The organism is Pseudomonas sp. R25(2017) (assembly GCF_002112565.1).
In the GTDB taxonomy this organism is placed as follows: domain Bacteria; phylum Pseudomonadota; class Gammaproteobacteria; order Pseudomonadales; family Pseudomonadaceae; genus Aquipseudomonas; species Aquipseudomonas ekonensis.
This window is the reverse complement of the sequence record NZ_NEHZ01000019.1, coordinates 85435-100252: the sequence shown is the minus strand read 5'-3', so window position 1 is coordinate 100252 and position 14818 is coordinate 85435. Positions and strand designations below refer to the sequence as shown.

The 14818-nt window shown below is 65.7% G+C and carries 11 protein-coding genes; 4 read left to right on the top strand and 7 right to left on the bottom strand.

Translation table 11 applies throughout. The annotated features are described in order from the left end of the window. Positions 1–132: 132 nt before the first annotated feature. The 3 genes from gltB to hemE all read left to right on the top strand — a co-directional run bounded on the left by gltB (position 133) and on the right by hemE (position 7336). Positions 133–4578, top strand: a complete 4446-nt coding sequence (gltB, locus tag CAG31_RS22715; RefSeq protein WP_085585411.1) for a glutamate synthase large subunit — start codon at positions 133–135, stop codon at positions 4576–4578. A 31-nt stretch (positions 4579–4609) separates the two neighbouring features. Next, on the top strand, positions 4610–6028 hold the full coding sequence (locus tag CAG31_RS22710; protein WP_085585409.1) for an FAD-dependent oxidoreductase: 1419 nt from the start codon (positions 4610–4612) through the stop codon (positions 6026–6028). Between the two features lie 240 nt (positions 6029–6268). Beyond that, positions 6269–7336, top strand: a complete 1068-nt coding sequence (gene hemE, locus CAG31_RS22705; protein WP_085585407.1) for a uroporphyrinogen decarboxylase — start codon at positions 6269–6271, stop codon at positions 7334–7336. Between the two features lie 126 nt (positions 7337–7462). Here hemE and CAG31_RS22700 read toward each other — a convergent pair whose 3' ends face one another. Next, a complete protein-coding gene (locus CAG31_RS22700; protein ID WP_085585405.1) occupies positions 7463–8737 on the bottom strand; it encodes an MFS transporter in 1275 nt (424 codons plus the stop codon). Positions 8738–8855: 118 nt separating this feature from the next. Here CAG31_RS22700 and CAG31_RS22695 point away from each other — a divergent pair, with 118 nt between their 5' ends. Next, positions 8856–9761 carry a LysR family transcriptional regulator gene (locus CAG31_RS22695; RefSeq protein WP_085585403.1) on the top strand — a complete coding sequence of 302 codons (906 nt, stop codon included), beginning with the start codon at positions 8856–8858 and terminating at the stop codon, positions 9759–9761. Positions 9762–9836: 75 nt separating this feature from the next. Here CAG31_RS22695 and CAG31_RS22690 read toward each other — a convergent pair whose 3' ends face one another. The 6 genes from CAG31_RS22690 to CAG31_RS22665 all read right to left on the bottom strand — a co-directional run bounded on the left by CAG31_RS22690 (position 9837) and on the right by CAG31_RS22665 (position 14813). Continuing rightward, positions 9837–10274, bottom strand: a complete 438-nt coding sequence (locus tag CAG31_RS22690) for an excinuclease (protein ID WP_085585399.1) — start codon at positions 10272–10274, stop codon at positions 9837–9839. A gap of 440 nt (positions 10275–10714) precedes the next feature. Then, on the bottom strand, positions 10715–11941 hold the full coding sequence (locus CAG31_RS22685; RefSeq protein ID WP_085585397.1) for a beta-ketoacyl-ACP synthase: 1227 nt from the start codon (positions 11939–11941) through the stop codon (positions 10715–10717). Then, positions 11941–12669, bottom strand: a complete 729-nt coding sequence (gene fabG / locus CAG31_RS22680; protein ID WP_085585396.1) for a 3-oxoacyl-ACP reductase FabG — start codon at positions 12667–12669, stop codon at positions 11941–11943. The genes CAG31_RS22685 and fabG overlap by 1 nt, the downstream gene beginning before the upstream one ends. Next, complete coding sequence (locus CAG31_RS22675) at positions 12662–13141, bottom strand: hotdog family protein (RefSeq protein ID WP_085585394.1); 480 nt, start codon at positions 13139–13141, stop codon at positions 12662–12664. Before CAG31_RS22675 ends, fabG begins: the two co-directional genes overlap by 8 nt. After that, a complete protein-coding gene (locus CAG31_RS22670; RefSeq protein ID WP_085585392.1) occupies positions 13138–14334 on the bottom strand; it encodes a beta-ketoacyl-[acyl-carrier-protein] synthase family protein in 1197 nt (398 codons plus the stop codon). Before CAG31_RS22670 ends, CAG31_RS22675 begins: the two co-directional genes overlap by 4 nt. Next, positions 14331–14813, bottom strand: coding sequence for a hypothetical protein (locus CAG31_RS22665; RefSeq protein ID WP_085585501.1), 483 nt, complete (start codon positions 14811–14813; stop codon positions 14331–14333). The genes CAG31_RS22670 and CAG31_RS22665 overlap by 4 nt, the downstream gene beginning before the upstream one ends. Between the last annotated feature and the right edge of the window lie 5 nt (positions 14814–14818).

Genomic DNA, 14818 nt, shown 5'->3' with positions numbered 1-14818 from the left:
GCCTCTGTGTCGCTGTGTACAATGACCACCCTTTTGCCCCCGCAAAGCCGGCGTACGTTCGGCGCGAGATGCAAGTGGTTGAATTGAAAAGAAATTTGCCTCGAAAAGAGGCAGCCTGGTGAGAAAGTGTCTATGAAAGCAGGTCTGTACCAACCAGATGAATTCAAGGATAACTGCGGCTTCGGCCTGATAGCCCACATGCAGGGCGAGCCCAGTCATACCCTTTTGCAAACGGCCATTGAGGCCCTGACCTGCATGACCCACCGCGGTGGGATCAACGCGGACGGCAAGACCGGTGACGGTTGCGGTCTGCTGATTCAAAAGCCTGATGCGTTCCTGCGCGCCATCGCCCAGGAAGCCTTCAGCGTCGAACTGCCCAAGCAATACGCCGTGGGCATGGTCTTCTTCAATCAGGATCCGGCCAAGGCCGAAGCCGCTCGCGAAAACATGAACCGCGAGATCCTCGCCGAAGGCCTGCAGCTGATCGGCTGGCGCAAGGTGCCGATCGACACCAGCGTCCTCGGCCGCCTGGCCCTGGAGCGCCTGCCGCAGATCGAGCAGGTGTACATCGGCGGCGAAGGCCTGAGCGACCAGGACATGGCGGTCAAGCTGTTCAGCGCCCGCCGTCGCTCGTCCGTGGCCAACGCCGCCGACACCGACCACTACATCTGCAGCTTTTCCCACAAGACCATCATCTATAAAGGCCTGATGATGCCGGCCGACCTGGCCGCGTTCTATCCGGACCTGGGTGACCAGCGCCTGCAGACCGCGATCTGCGTGTTCCACCAGCGCTTTTCCACCAACACCCTGCCGAAGTGGCCGCTGGCCCAGCCGTTCCGCTTCCTCGCCCACAACGGCGAGATCAACACCATCACCGGCAACCGCAACTGGGCCCAGGCCCGCCGCACCAAGTTCACCAACGATTTGATGGACCTGGAAGAGCTCGGCCCGCTGGTCAACCGCGTCGGTTCCGACTCCTCGAGCATGGACAACATGCTCGAACTGATGGTCACCGGCGGCATCGACCTGTTCCGCGGCGTGCGGATGATCATTCCGCCGGCCTGGCAGAACGTCGAGACCATGGATCCGGACCTGCGTGCGTTCTACGAGTACAACTCGATGCACATGGAGCCGTGGGACGGCCCGGCCGGCGTGGTGATGACCGACGGCCGCTACGCCGTGTGCCTGCTCGACCGCAACGGCCTGCGCCCGGCGCGCTGGGTCACCACCAAGAACGGTTTCATCACCCTGGCGTCGGAGATCGGCGTCTGGAACTACCAGCCTGAGGACGTGCTCGCCAAGGGCCGCGTCGGCCCTGGCCAGATCTTCGCCGTGGACACCGAAACCGGGCAGATCCTCGACACCGACGCCATCGACAACCGTCTCAAGTCCCGCCATCCGTACAAGCAATGGCTGCGCAAGAACGCCCTGCGCATCCAGGCGACCATGGAAGACAACGACCACGGTTCGGCCTTCTACGACGTCGACCAGCTCAAGCAGTACATGAAGATGTACCAGGTCACGTTCGAGGAGCGCGACCAGGTGCTGCGTCCGCTCGGCGAGCAAGGCTACGAAGCCGTCGGCTCGATGGGCGACGACACGCCGATGGCCGTGCTGTCCCAGCGCGTGCGCACGCCGTACGACTATTTCCGTCAGCAGTTCGCCCAGGTGACCAACCCGCCGATCGACCCGCTGCGCGAAGCGATCGTGATGTCGCTGGAGATCTGCCTCGGCGCCGAGCGCAACATCTTCCAGGAATCGCCGGAGCACGCCTCCCGCGTGATCCTCAGCTCGCCGGTCATTTCGCCGGCCAAGTGGCGTTCGCTGATGAACCTCGACCGTCCGGGGTTCGAGCGGCACATCATCGACCTGAACTACGACGAAAGCGTCGGCCTCGAAGCGGCGATCCGCAATGTCGCCGACCAGGCCGAAGAGGCCGTGCGCGCCGGCCGCACCCAGATCGTCCTGAGCGACCGCCACATCGCCCCGGGCAAGCTGCCGATCCACGCTTCGCTGGCCACCGGCGCGGTGCACCACCGCCTGACCGAAAAGGGCCTGCGCTGCGATTCCAACATCCTCGTCGAGACCGCCACCGCCCGCGACCCGCATCACTTCGCGGTGCTGATCGGCTTCGGCGCGTCGGCGGTCTACCCGTTCCTGGCCTATGAGGTGCTGGGCGACCTGATCCGCACCGGCGAAGTGCTGGGCGACCTCTACGAGGTGTTCAAGAACTACCGCAAAGGCATCACCAAGGGCCTGCTCAAGATCCTGTCGAAGATGGGCATCTCGACCATCGCCTCGTACCGCGGCGCCCAGCTGTTCGAAGCCATCGGCCTGTCGGAGGAAGTGTGCAACCTGAGCTTCCGCGGCGTGCCGAGCCGCATCAAGGGTGCGCGTTTCGTCGACATCGAAGCCGAGCAGAAGGCCCTGGCGACCGAAGCCTGGAGCCCGCGCAAGCCGATCCAGCAGGGCGGCCTGCTGAAGTTCGTCCACGGCGGCGAATACCACGCGTACAACCCGGACGTGGTCAACACCCTGCAGGCCGCCGTGCAGCAGGGCGACTACGCCAAGTTCAAGGAATACACCGCGCTGGTGGACAACCGTCCGGTGTCGATGATCCGCGACCTGCTCAAGGTCAAGACCCTCGACAAGCCGCTGGACCTCAGTGAGATCGAGCCGCTGGAATCGGTGCTCAAGCGCTTCGACTCCGCCGGCATCTCCCTCGGCGCCCTGTCGCCCGAGGCCCACGAGGCCCTGGCCGAAGCCATGAACCGCCTCGGCGCGCGTTCCAACTCCGGCGAAGGCGGTGAGGATCCGGCGCGTTACGGCACCCTCAAGAGCTCGAAGATCAAGCAGGTCGCGACCGGCCGTTTCGGCGTGACTCCCGAGTACCTGGTCAACGCCGAAGTGCTGCAGATCAAGGTCGCCCAGGGCGCCAAGCCGGGCGAGGGCGGTCAACTGCCGGGCGGCAAGGTCAACGGCCTGATCGCCAAGCTGCGCTATGCGGTGCCGGGCGTGACCCTGATTTCGCCGCCGCCGCACCACGACATCTATTCGATCGAAGACCTGTCGCAACTGATCTTCGACCTGAAGCAGGTCAACCCCCAGGCGCTGGTCTCGGTGAAGCTGGTGGCTGAAGCGGGCGTCGGCACCATCGCCGCCGGCGTGGCCAAGGCCTATGCCGACCTGATCACCATCTCCGGCTACGACGGCGGCACCGGCGCTTCCCCGCTGACCTCGATCAAGTACGCCGGCGCACCGTGGGAGCTCGGCCTGGCCGAAACCCACCAGACCCTGCGCGGCAACGACCTGCGCGGCAAGGTGCGGGTGCAGACCGACGGCGGCCTGAAGACCGGCCTCGACGTGATCAAGGCCGCGATCCTCGGCGCCGAAAGCTTCGGCTTCGGCACCGCGCCGATGATCGCCCTGGGCTGCAAGTACCTGCGCATCTGCCACCTGAACAACTGCGCCACCGGCGTGGCGACCCAGAACGAGAAGCTGCGCAAGGATCACTACATCGGCACCGTCGACATGGTGGTGAACTTCTTCACCTACGTCGCCGAAGAGACCCGCGAGTGGCTGGCCAAGCTCGGCGTGCGCTCGCTCGAAGAGCTGATCGGCCGCACCGACCTGCTGGAAGTGCTCGAAGGCCAGACCGAGAAGCAGCACCACCTGGACCTGACGCCGCTGCTGGGCAGCGACCACGTGCCGGCGGACAAGCCTCAGTTCTGCGGCGTGGAACGCAACCCGCCGTTCGACCAGGGCCTGCTGGCCGAGAAAATGGTCGAGATGGCGACCGCGGCGATCAACGACCTCAGCGGCGCCGAATTCAGCCTGGACATCTGCAACTGCGACCGTTCGATTGGTGCGCGGGTCTCCGGCGAAATCGCGCGCAAGCACGGCAACCAAGGGATGGCCAAGGCGCCGATCACCTTCCGCTTCAAGGGCACGGCGGGCCAGAGCTTCGGCGTGTGGAACGCCGGCGGCCTGAACATGCACCTGGAAGGCGACGCCAACGACTACGTCGGCAAAGGCATGACCGGCGGCAAGCTGACCATCGTGCCGCCCAAGGGCAGCGCCTATCAGACTCAGAACAGCGCCATCATCGGCAACACCTGCCTGTACGGCGCCACCGGCGGCAAGCTGTTCGCCGCCGGCACCGCAGGCGAGCGTTTCGCCGTGCGCAACTCCGGCGCCCACACGGTCGTGGAAGGCACCGGCGATCACTGCTGCGAATACATGACCGGCGGCTTTGTCTGCGTCCTGGGCAAGACCGGCTACAACTTCGGCTCCGGCATGACCGGCGGATTCGCCTACGTGCTCGACCAGGACAACACCTTCGTTGACCGGGTCAACCACGAACTGGTGGAGATCCAGCGGATCAGCGGCGAGGCGATGGAGGCCTATCGCAGCCACCTGCAGAACGTGCTGAACGAGTACGTCGCGGAAACCGACAGCGAGTGGGGTCGTGAGCTCGCCGAGAACCTCGACGATTACCTGCGCCGTTTCTGGTTGGTCAAGCCGAAGGCCGCCAACCTGAAATCGTTGCTTTCCAGCACCCGTGCCAACCCGCAGTGATGCGCCTGAAGAGTTTGATGAGGTTTTAACAATGGCTGAACGTCTGAATAACGACTTCCAGTTCATCGATGTCGGGCGCAAGGATCCGAAGAAGAAACTGTTGCGTCAGCGCAAGAAAGAGTTCGTCGAGATCTACGAACCGTTCAAACCCCAGCAGTCGGCCGACCAGGCCCACCGCTGCCTGGGTTGCGGCAACCCGTACTGCGAATGGAAGTGCCCGGTGCACAACTTCATTCCCAACTGGTTGAAGCTGGTGGCCGAGGGCAACATCCTCCAGGCCGCCGAACTCTCGCACCAGACCAACACCCTGCCGGAAGTCTGCGGCCGGGTGTGCCCGCAGGACCGTCTGTGCGAGGGTGCCTGCACCCTCAACGACGGCTTCGGCGCGGTGACCATCGGTTCGGTCGAGAAGTACATCACCGACACCGCGTTCGCCATGGGCTGGCGTCCGGACATGTCCAGGGTCAAGCCGACCGGCAAGCGCGTCGCGATCATCGGCGCGGGCCCGGCGGGCCTGGGTTGTGCCGACGTGCTGGTGCGCGGCGGCGTGACCCCGGTGGTGTTCGACAAGAACCCGGAAATCGGCGGTCTGCTGACCTTCGGCATCCCCGAGTTCAAGCTGGAGAAGACCGTGCTGAGCAACCGGCGCGAAGTCTTCACCGGCATGGGCATCGAGTTCCGCCTCAACACTGAGGTGGGCAAGGACGTGACCATGGAGCAACTGCTCGCCGAATACGATGCGGTGTTCATGGGCATGGGCACCTACACCTACATGAAGGGCGGCTTCGCCGGCGAGGATCTGCCGGGCGTCTATGACGCGCTGGATTTCCTGATCGCCAACGTCAACCGCAACCTGGGCTTCGAGAAGTCGCCGGAAGACTTCGTCGACATGAAAGGCAAGAAGGTCGTGGTGCTCGGCGGCGGCGACACGGCGATGGACTGCAACCGCACCTCCATCCGCCAGGGCGCCAAATCGGTGACCTGCGCCTACCGCCGTGACGAAGCGAACATGCCCGGCTCGCGCAAAGAGGTGAAGAACGCCAAGGAAGAAGGCGTGAAGTTCCTCTACAACCGCCAGCCGATCGCCATCGTCGGCGAAGACAAGGTCGAAGGCGTGAAGGTGGTCGAGACCCGTCTCGGTGAACCGGACGCCCGCGGCCGCCGCAGCCCTGAGCCGATCCCGGGCTCCGAAGAGATCATCCCGGCCGACGCCGTGGTCATCGCTTTCGGTTTCCGCCCGAGCCCGGCGCCGTGGTTCGAGCAGTTCAGCATCCAGACCGACAGCCAGGGCCGCGTCGTGGCTCCGGAGAAGGGCCAGTACAAGCACCAGACCAGCAACCCGAAGATCTTCGCCGGCGGCGACATGGTGCGCGGTTCTGACCTGGTGGTGACGGCGATCTTCGAAGGCCGCAATGCGGCGGAAGGGATCCTCGACTACCTGGGTGTCTGACCGGGCGGCACAAAGCCCTGTAGGAGCGAGCCTGCTCGCGATGAAGGTATTTCAGTCACTGCACAGTGGCTGATCCGCCGCCATCGCGAGCAGGCTCGCTCCTACAGTTGTTTCTCGGTGTTGCCGAAACCTGCGCATTCATTGCGACAAATTGACCCGATAGACAAAAGGCTGACCTGCATCCGTGCCTTTTGCGTCGCGCTCTGAGAAAATGCCCGCACTTTTTTTCCGGATGCCGACATGACTGCCCTGAAGAACGACCGTTTCCTCCGCGCCCTGCTCAAGCAACCCGTTGACGTCACCCCGGTGTGGATGATGCGCCAGGCCGGCCGCTACCTGCCTGAATACCGCGCCAGCCGTGCCCAGGCCGGTGACTTCATGAGCCTGTGCATGAACCCGGCGTTCGCTTGCGAAGTCACCCTGCAACCCCTCGACCGCTATCCGCAGCTGGACGCGGCGATCCTGTTCTCCGACATCCTCACCATTCCCGACGCCATGGGCCAGGGCCTGTACTTCGAGACCGGCGAAGGCCCGCGCTTCAAGAAAGTCGTCAGCACCCTGGCCGACATCGAAGCCCTGCCGATCCCCGATCCGCAGAAGGACCTGGGCTACGTGATGGACGCGGTCAGCACCATCCGCCGCGAACTGAACGGCCGCGTGCCGCTGATCGGTTTCTCCGGCAGCCCGTGGACCCTGGCGACCTACATGGTCGAAGGCGGCTCGTCGAAAGACTTCCGCAAGACCAAGGCCATGCTCTACGACAACCCGCAGGCCATGCACCTGCTGCTCGACAAGCTGGCGCAGTCGGTGACTTCCTACCTCAACGGCCAGATCAAGGCCGGCGCGCAGGCGGTGCAGATCTTCGACACTTGGGGCGGCAACCTGTCGGCGGCGGCTTACCAGGAATTCTCCCTGGCCTACATGAAGAAAATCGTCAGCGGCCTGATCCGCGAGCACGAAGGCCGCAAGGTGCCGGTGATCCTGTTCACCAAGAACGGCGGCCTGTGGCTGGAGAGCATCGCCGAGGCCGGCGCCGACGCGCTGGGCCTGGACTGGACGTGCGACCTGGGCAACGCCCGCGCCCGTGTCGGCGACAAGGTCGCGCTGCAAGGCAACATGGACCCGACCGTGCTCTACGCCAAGCCGGAAGCGATCCGCACCGAAGTCGGACGCATCCTCGCCAGCTACGGCAAGGGCAGCGGCCATGTGTTCAACCTCGGCCACGGCATCACCCCCGAGGTCGATCCGGAACACGCCGGCGCCTTCCTGCGGGCGGTGCATGAGTTGTCGGCGCAGTATCACGAGTAACCGACACCCGATACGAACGGTGGGAGCGAACCAGCTCGCGATGGCGGAGCGTCAGACACGCAAGTTCTGACGGATTCACCGCTATCGCGGGAAGGCTCGCTCCCACCGTTGTTTTTTGGCGGTCTGTCAGGCCTTCACGCCGCCGAGGGGTTGCAGTTTGGCCAGCTTCAACGCCACCAGCAGCGCCACCAGCAACAGCGCGCCGATGAACAGGCCGATGCCGTTCCACCCGCCCACGTGCCAGAACACCCCGCCCGCCGTGCCGGCGATGCTTGACCCCGCGTAGTAGCTGAACAGGTACAGCGACGAGGCCTGGCCCTTGGCCTTGGTCGCGCGGCGGCCGATCCAACTGCTGGCCACCGAGTGCGCGCCGAAGAAGCCGAAGGTGAAGATCAGCATGCCGGTGATCACCAGCGCCAGCGGTGTGGCCATCGTCAAGGCGAGGCCGGCGGACATCAGCACGATGGTGGCCCACAGCACTTTGCGCCGGCCCAGCCGGTCGGCCAAAGCGCCGATCTTCGCCGAGCTGTAGATGCCCGACAGGTACACCACCGACAGCAGGCCGACGAACGCCTGATCCAGGTGATACGGCTCGGCCAGCAAGCGGTAGCCGATGTAGTTGAACAGGGTGACGAACGCGCCCATCAGCACGAAGGCTTCCAGGAACAGCAGCGGCAGGCCGGCGTCGCGAAAGTGCATCAGGAAACCGTCGAGCAGGCTGCGCGGGTGCAGCGAACGCGGGCGGAAGTTGCGCGATTCGGGGAGGATCCGCCAGAACACCGCCGCCGCGATCAGCGCCAAGGCGCCGAGCACCAGCATTGCCGTGTGCCAGCTGACGAAGTCGATCAGCACGCCGACGATCAGGCGCCCGCACATGCCGCCGATCGCGTTGCCGCCGATGTACAGGCCCATGGCCAGGCCCAGGTGCTGCGGATGGATCTCTTCGCTCAGGTACGTCATGGCCACCGCCGCCAGGCCGCTCAGCGACAGCCCGACCAATGCACGCATGAACAGCACGCCGTGCCAGCCCGGCATCAGGGCGCTGCCGACCGTGCACAGCGCCGCGGCGAACAGGGCGGCCACCATCACCGGCTTGCGGCCGATGCGGTCGGATACGGGACCGGTGATCAACAGGCCCACGGCCAGCAGCGCGGTCGCGACCGACAGGATCAGGCTGCTTTGCGCGGCATTGACCGAAAACTCCTTGGACAGCAGCGGCATCATCGGCTGCACGCAGTACAGCAGGGCGAACGTCGCGAAGCCGCCGCAGAACAGCGCCAGCACCGTGCGGATGAACGCCGGCGTGCCTTTTTCGATGTAGATCTCTTGCAGTTCGGCCCTCACGTCGTCTTTCGCGACGTGAGGGATTTCATGGGCGAGGGGTGCGACGGCGGTTTTCACTTCAGACCTCGGAGGGCACAGGCAGGCGGGCAGTGAAAAAATCATATAGCTGGCTAATGTTTCTATCCAATATATTGTTCGACCTGTTTGATAGCTTTGACGACCTATTGGGAACGCCATGGAATTACGTCACCTGCGCTACTTCATCGCCGTGGCCGAAGAGCTGCATTTCGGCCGCGCCGCCCAGTCGCTGGGCATTTCCCAGCCTCCGTTGAGCCAGCAGATCCAGGCGCTGGAGCAGGAAATCGGTGCGCGCCTGTTCGAGCGCACCAACCGTCGGGTCGAGCTCAGCGAGGCCGGACGGCTGTTCCTGGAAGAGGCGCGGCTGGCGCTGGCCCAGGTCGACAAGGCGGCGGACGTCGCACGGCGTGCGCAGTTGGGGGAACTGGGTGAACTGAAGATCGGTTTCACTTCGTCGGCGCCGTTCAACTCGACCATTCCCCAGGCGATCTTCGCTTTCCGCCAGCGTTTTGCGGCAGTGCACCTGAAGCTGCGGGAGATGAGCAGCACGATGGTGGCCGATGCGCTGCTGGACGAGTCGATCGAGGTCGGCATCATGCGCCCGCTGGCGGGGCTGCCGGATTCGCTGAGCGTGGTGGAACTGACCCGGGAGCCGCTGGTGGCGGTGCTCAGCGCCAAGCATCCGTTGGCGTCGGGCAGCGAAGACGGCCTGTTCCTGTCGGCGTTGGCCTTGGAGCCGTTCGTGTTTTTCCCGCGCAGCTACGGCAGCGGCCTGTATGCACAACTGCTGAGCCTGGCCCGCGACGCCGGTTTCAGCCCGCATTTCGCCCAGGAGGCCGGCGAGGCGATGACCATCATCGGCCTGGTGGCGGCAGGGCTGGGCGTGTCGGTGCTGCCGGCGTCCTTCCAGCGGATGCGCATCGACGGCGTGGTCTACCGCCCGCTGCTCGACCCGGCGGCGGTGTCGGCGGTGTGGCTGGTGCAGCGCAAGGATCAGAAATCGCCGATGGCCAAGGCGTTCGTGGAGCTGCTGACGCGCAAGGTCGAGCCCTTGACGGCGTGAGGGCTGCGCCGTCGATCGCGAACAGGCTCGCTCCCGCAGGGATTGCGTCGGCTATTGTGGGAGGGGCCAGGACGCTCAAGGCACTCTGACCAGATCCCCCTTGAGCGCCACCCGCGTCACGAACACCCCGGCCCGGCATTCGTAGGTGTTCAGATCCTTGCGCACGTGCCCGTCGTAGAAGCTCACGATGTTGGTCACCGCATTCGCCCCGGCGCGCTTGGCCTCGGCCTGCAGCGCGATCAGGTTCGATTGCAGCACCCATTCGCACGAGTCGTGATCGCTCTTGTTGAACCCGTTGGTTTCCAGATCGCTGACCACGTCCCGGCGCAGCATCTGCTGAACCCCCGGCGGCGTGTTGCCGGTCAGGTAGAACTTCACGCTGCCGTCCAGCCGCCCGGCGCGGATCGCGTCCGACAGCACGGTCTCGAACGGCATGTACATCAGGTTGGTGGCGTGGCTGGCCACCGGCAGCAGGGCGAGGACAGCGGCGGCGATCAGGGCTTTCACTGGCATGGTCTACTCCTTGACGCGAAAGAGAACCGCGAGTGAAAGGCCCGCCGTTCCGACAGGCGTTTGCGCAGGCCTGCTTGAGCGAGTGTAGATGGTGCTGGCGAAGGGATTCGGTATTGAGGTTGCCGCTATACATCTCGCGTAACGGAACTGTCGTTGGGAAAGTCTTCGGTCTTGCCCAGAATCAGCCCTTCATTAAAACGAGTCTCATGGCCGTCTTCTGATGGTTAGGGGCCAAATGCCAGCCGTTGCCCGATATCGCTTGTCGGCCAATACTGTCGATGTTCCCGCAAGGGGCTTGTGAGACTCTGAGGATCCTGTGCAAGCAGCTATCGCAGAGCCAGGCAGGTGATGGGCCATGACACGCCGACCTGCCTGTGAAAGGGCGCCGCAAGGCGCCCTTTGTCATTTCCGGCGCCACTGCACCTTCATCAGATCGCCTTTCAGCGCCAACGCCGGAAGATCAACGACGTGTTGACGCCACCGAAGGCGAAGTTGTTGTTCATCACGTAGTCATGGCTCATCTGCCGGAATTCGCCGCGCAGGTAGTCGAGCTTGCCGCACAGCGGATCGATCTCGTCGAGGTTGAGCGTGTGCACGTACAGGTCGCGGTTGAGCATTTCGATGCTGAACCACGACTCCAGCGCCCCGCAGGCCCCCAGGGTGTGGCCCAGGAAGCTCTTCTGCGAGCTGATCGGCATGCGTTCACCGAACAGGCCGCTGGTGGCCAGGGTCTCGGCGATGTCGCCCTGTTCGGTGGCGGTGCCGTGGCCGTTCACGTAGCCGATGGCGTCCGGCGCAAGGCCGGCGTCCTCCAGCGCCAGTTCCATGGCCCGGCGCATGGTGACCAGCTCGGGACGGGTGGTGTGCTGGCCGTCGGCGTTGCTGCCGAAGCCGACGATCTCGGCGTGGATCCGCGCGCCGCGGGCCAGGGCGTGCTCCAGCTCCTCCAGCACCAGCATTCCGGCGCCTTCGCCGATCACCAGGCCGTCGCGGCCCTTGTCGTAGGGGCGCGGGGAGGTGTGCGGGGCGTCGTTCTTCAGGCTGGTGGCGTACAGGGCGTCGAACACCATGGCTTCGGTCGGGCACAGCTCTTCGGCGCCGCCGGCGAGCATCATCGGCAGACGGCCGAACTTGATCGCCTCGTAGGCGTAGCCGATGCCTTGGCTGCCGCTGGTGCAGGCGCTGGACGTCGGGATCAGGCGCCCGGTGAGGCCGAAGAAGATGCTGATGTTGGCCGCCGTGGTGTGCGGCATCATCCGCACGTAGGAGTTGGCGTTCAGGCCTTCGGCCACCGAGTTGAGCAGCATGTTGCCGAACGCCTTGATCTCGTCGGTGCTGCCGGTGGACGAACCGCAGGCCACGCCCATGCGGCCGTCCCGGATCGAGTCGTCGCCGAGCAGCCCGGCGTCGGCCAGCGCCTGTTCGGCGGCGCCGACGGCGAGGCGCGAAACCCGGCCCATGCTGCGCAGTTGCTTGCGCGTCCAGTGCGCGGGCACGGAAAAGTCATCGATGGGGCCGGCCAGGCGCGTGTTGAGTTCGCTGAACCGGTCCCATTCGTCCATCCGGCGGATGCCGCTGCGGTTGGCGGCGAAGTTGCCGGCGATGGTATCCCAGTCGCTGCCAAGCGAGGTGATGCCGGCCATGCCGGTGACGACGACGCGTTTCATCAGCACAGGCCTCCGTTGACCGCCAGCACCTGGCGGGTGATGTACGACGCTTCCGCCGACATCAGGAAATTCACCGCGCCGGCCACCTCTTCCGGGGTGCCCATGCGTTGCGCCGGGATCATTTTCATCAGTTCCTCCACCGGCACGTTCTCGTCGAGCATCGCCGTGTCGATCAGGCCCGGCGCGACGCAGTTCACTGTGATTTTGCGCTTGGCCAGCTCGATCGCCAACGCCTTTGCCGCGCCGATCACGCCGGCCTTGGAGGCGCTGTAGTTGACCTGGCCGCGGTTGCCGATCAGCCCCGACACCGAGGTGATGCAGACGATCCGACCGGCGGCGCGGCGGCGGATCATCGGCATCGTCAGCGGGTGCAGGACATTGTAGAAACCGTCGAGGTTGGTGCGCAGCACCACGTCCCAGTCGTCCTCGCCCAGGGCCGGAAAGGCGCCGTCACGGGTCAGGCCGGCGTTGAGCACCACGCCGTAGCAGGCGCCGTGGACTTCGACGTCGGCTTCCAGCACGGCCTTGCAGGCCTCGCGGTCGGCCACGTCGAACTGCAGGATCCGGGCGTTGCGGCCCATCGCTTCGATCTCGGCCTTCACGGCCTGCGCCTCGGCCATGCCGCTGCGGCAATGCAAGACGATGTCATGGCCTGCGCGGGCCAGGCGCAAGGCGATGGCGCGGCCGATGCCACGGCTGGAGCCGGTGACCAGTACGGATTCAGTCATCGTTCGACTCCCTTTTCTGTCCAGAGGTTGTTTGATCGAGGTAAGCGGCCGGCCGCGGCGGGCGGAACACGTTGAGCCGGGCGCTGGCGTGGATGCCGGGGGCATCGATGTGGCATTCGAACACGCCCATGCCGTTGTCGTCCTCCAGCGAGCGGATGCCGTGGACGGTCAGCTCGCTGCCGGCCGGGAACGCCTCGACATTGCACTCGAAGCGACGGGTGCCGAGCAGGAAGCCCAGCTCCACCGGGTTGCCCTTTTGCCGGGCGTGGCAGCCGGCGAAGGCGGCGACGCTCTGCGCCATCAGTTCGAGGCCGACCCATGCCGGCAGGCTGCCGTCGGGCAGGCTGAACAGGCCGTCGGGGCGGACCGTGAGGCAGGTGCGGATCTGCTCGTCGTCGAAGCCTAGGATCCGGTCGATCAGGATCATGTCGCCGGCGTGGGGCAGCAGTTCGGCGAGCGGCCAGTCGTTCATGGTGCGTCTCCGATAATCAGGCTGACGTTGTTGCCGCCGAAGGCAAACGAGTTGCTCATCAGGTAGCGGGGTGCAATGGACGACAGGCGGTCGTGCGCGGTCACCCAGCGCAGGGCCGGCAACGCCGGATCCGCCTGACCGTCCCAGATGTGTGGCGGCAGGCGCCCTTCGCGGTTCTCGGCCGCCAGGCTCAGCCAGCAGAACGCGGCCTCCAGGGCCCCGGCGGCGCCAAGGGTGTGGCCGGTCATCGGCTTGGTCGAGGAGCACGGCACGCCGTCCGGAAACAGGCCGGCGACGGCCAGGCTTTCCATGGCGTCGTTGTGCTGGGTCGCCGTGCCGTGCAGGTTCAGGTAGCCGATCTGCGAGGCTTGCAGGCCGGCGCGGGCCAAGGCCTTCTGCATCGCTTGCAGCGCGCCGCGGCCGGAGGGCTCCGGTGCGGAGATGTGATGCGCATCGGAACTGGCGCCATCGCCCAGCAACGCGATCGCAGGACCTGCGCCGCGTTCGCGGCTCATCACGAACAGCACCGCCGCCTCGCCGATGTTGATGCCGTCGCGGTTGGCCGAGAACGGATTGCAGCGTTCGTCCGATACCGCTTCCAGCGCCGTGAAGCCGTTGATCGTCAGCTTGCACAGACTGTCGACGCCGCCGCACAGCACCGCGTCGCACACGCCCAGATCGAGCAGGCGGCGGGCGCTCATCAGCGCGCGGGCGCTGGAGGTGCAGGCGGTGGAAATCACATAGGCCGGGCCGCTCAGTTGCAGCCAGTCGACCAGGAAGTTCGCCGGAGCGCCCAGTTCCTGTTGCCGGTAGTCGTAGTCGGCCGGGAAGCGCTGCTCGCGGAGGTAGCGGGCCAGGCCCTGGCTGGCTTCGTCGATGCCCGAGGTGCTGGTGCCGAGCACCACGCCGACGCGGTCGGGGCCGTAGGTGCGGATCGCCTGATCGATGTCGTCGCGGATCTGCAGGGCGGCTTCGAGCAGCAGCCGGTTGTTGCGGCTGCCGTGCGCCGCCAGCGCCGGCGGAACGGGGGGCAGGTCGCCGTGGACGCCCGCCACCGGCAGCTCGCGCTCCGGCACCCAGCCGGCCTCGCGGCGCATGCCCGAGCAGTCGCCGGCGAACAGGTTGCGGGCGACTTCAGGCTTGTCGCGGCCCAGGGCGCAGATCACTCCGAGGGCATTGAGGTAGGTGGTCATGGCGTCGGTTCACCGAGCGGGGACACGCGGTAGTGCGGGCCTTGGGGCAGATTCAATTCGAAGCTCAACGGTTGTGCGTAACGGATGTCCCAGCGCGCCGGCAGGGAACGATGCCCGCCGCCCTGTTGCGCGGCGGGGTAATTGTGCGTCAGTTCGGCGGACGGGGTCAGGGCGAACAGCAGCGCGGCGAACAGTTCCCGGGCTTCCGGGTTGGGCGGCAGCAGGCCGTCGGCCTGCCAGCGTCCGTCGACCAGCCGCTGGCGGGCCTGGGGAATGCCCAAGGGATCCATCATCGACCAGCGGATCCCGCCGCCTTCGCGCTGGATCACCAGCAGCCAGTCCTGGCGCTGGCCGGCCAGTTGCCGCTCGATGTGCAGTTGCAGCGGCAAAGGCAGCGTCGGGTCGGCCGCCGGCAGCGGCGCCTGGCTGGCGCAGGCGCCCAGCAAGGCCAGGCCCGCGAGCGCGAACAGGCGCAGCAGCGCGG

What these genes read in the sequence shown, in the direction of transcription:
- gltB (WP_085585411.1), top strand. Translation starts at nt 133, where the DNA reads ATGAAAGCAGGTCTGTACCAACCAGATGAATTCAAGGATAACTGCGGC.
- CAG31_RS22710 (WP_085585409.1), top strand. Translation starts at nt 4,610, where the DNA reads ATGGCTGAACGTCTGAATAACGACTTCCAGTTCATCGATGTCGGGCGC.
- hemE (WP_085585407.1), top strand. Translation starts at nt 6,269, where the DNA reads ATGACTGCCCTGAAGAACGACCGTTTCCTCCGCGCCCTGCTCAAGCAA.
- CAG31_RS22695 (WP_085585403.1), top strand. Translation starts at nt 8,856, where the DNA reads ATGGAATTACGTCACCTGCGCTACTTCATCGCCGTGGCCGAAGAGCTG.
- CAG31_RS22690 (WP_085585399.1), bottom strand. Translation starts at nt 10,274, where the DNA reads ATGCCAGTGAAAGCCCTGATCGCCGCCGCTGTCCTCGCCCTGCTGCCG.
- CAG31_RS22685 (WP_085585397.1), bottom strand. Translation starts at nt 11,941, where the DNA reads ATGAAACGCGTCGTCGTCACCGGCATGGCCGGCATCACCTCGCTTGGC.
- fabG (WP_085585396.1), bottom strand. Translation starts at nt 12,669, where the DNA reads ATGACTGAATCCGTACTGGTCACCGGCTCCAGCCGTGGCATCGGCCGC.
- CAG31_RS22675 (WP_085585394.1), bottom strand. Translation starts at nt 13,141, where the DNA reads ATGAACGACTGGCCGCTCGCCGAACTGCTGCCCCACGCCGGCGACATG.
- CAG31_RS22670 (WP_085585392.1), bottom strand. Translation starts at nt 14,334, where the DNA reads ATGACCACCTACCTCAATGCCCTCGGAGTGATCTGCGCCCTGGGCCGC.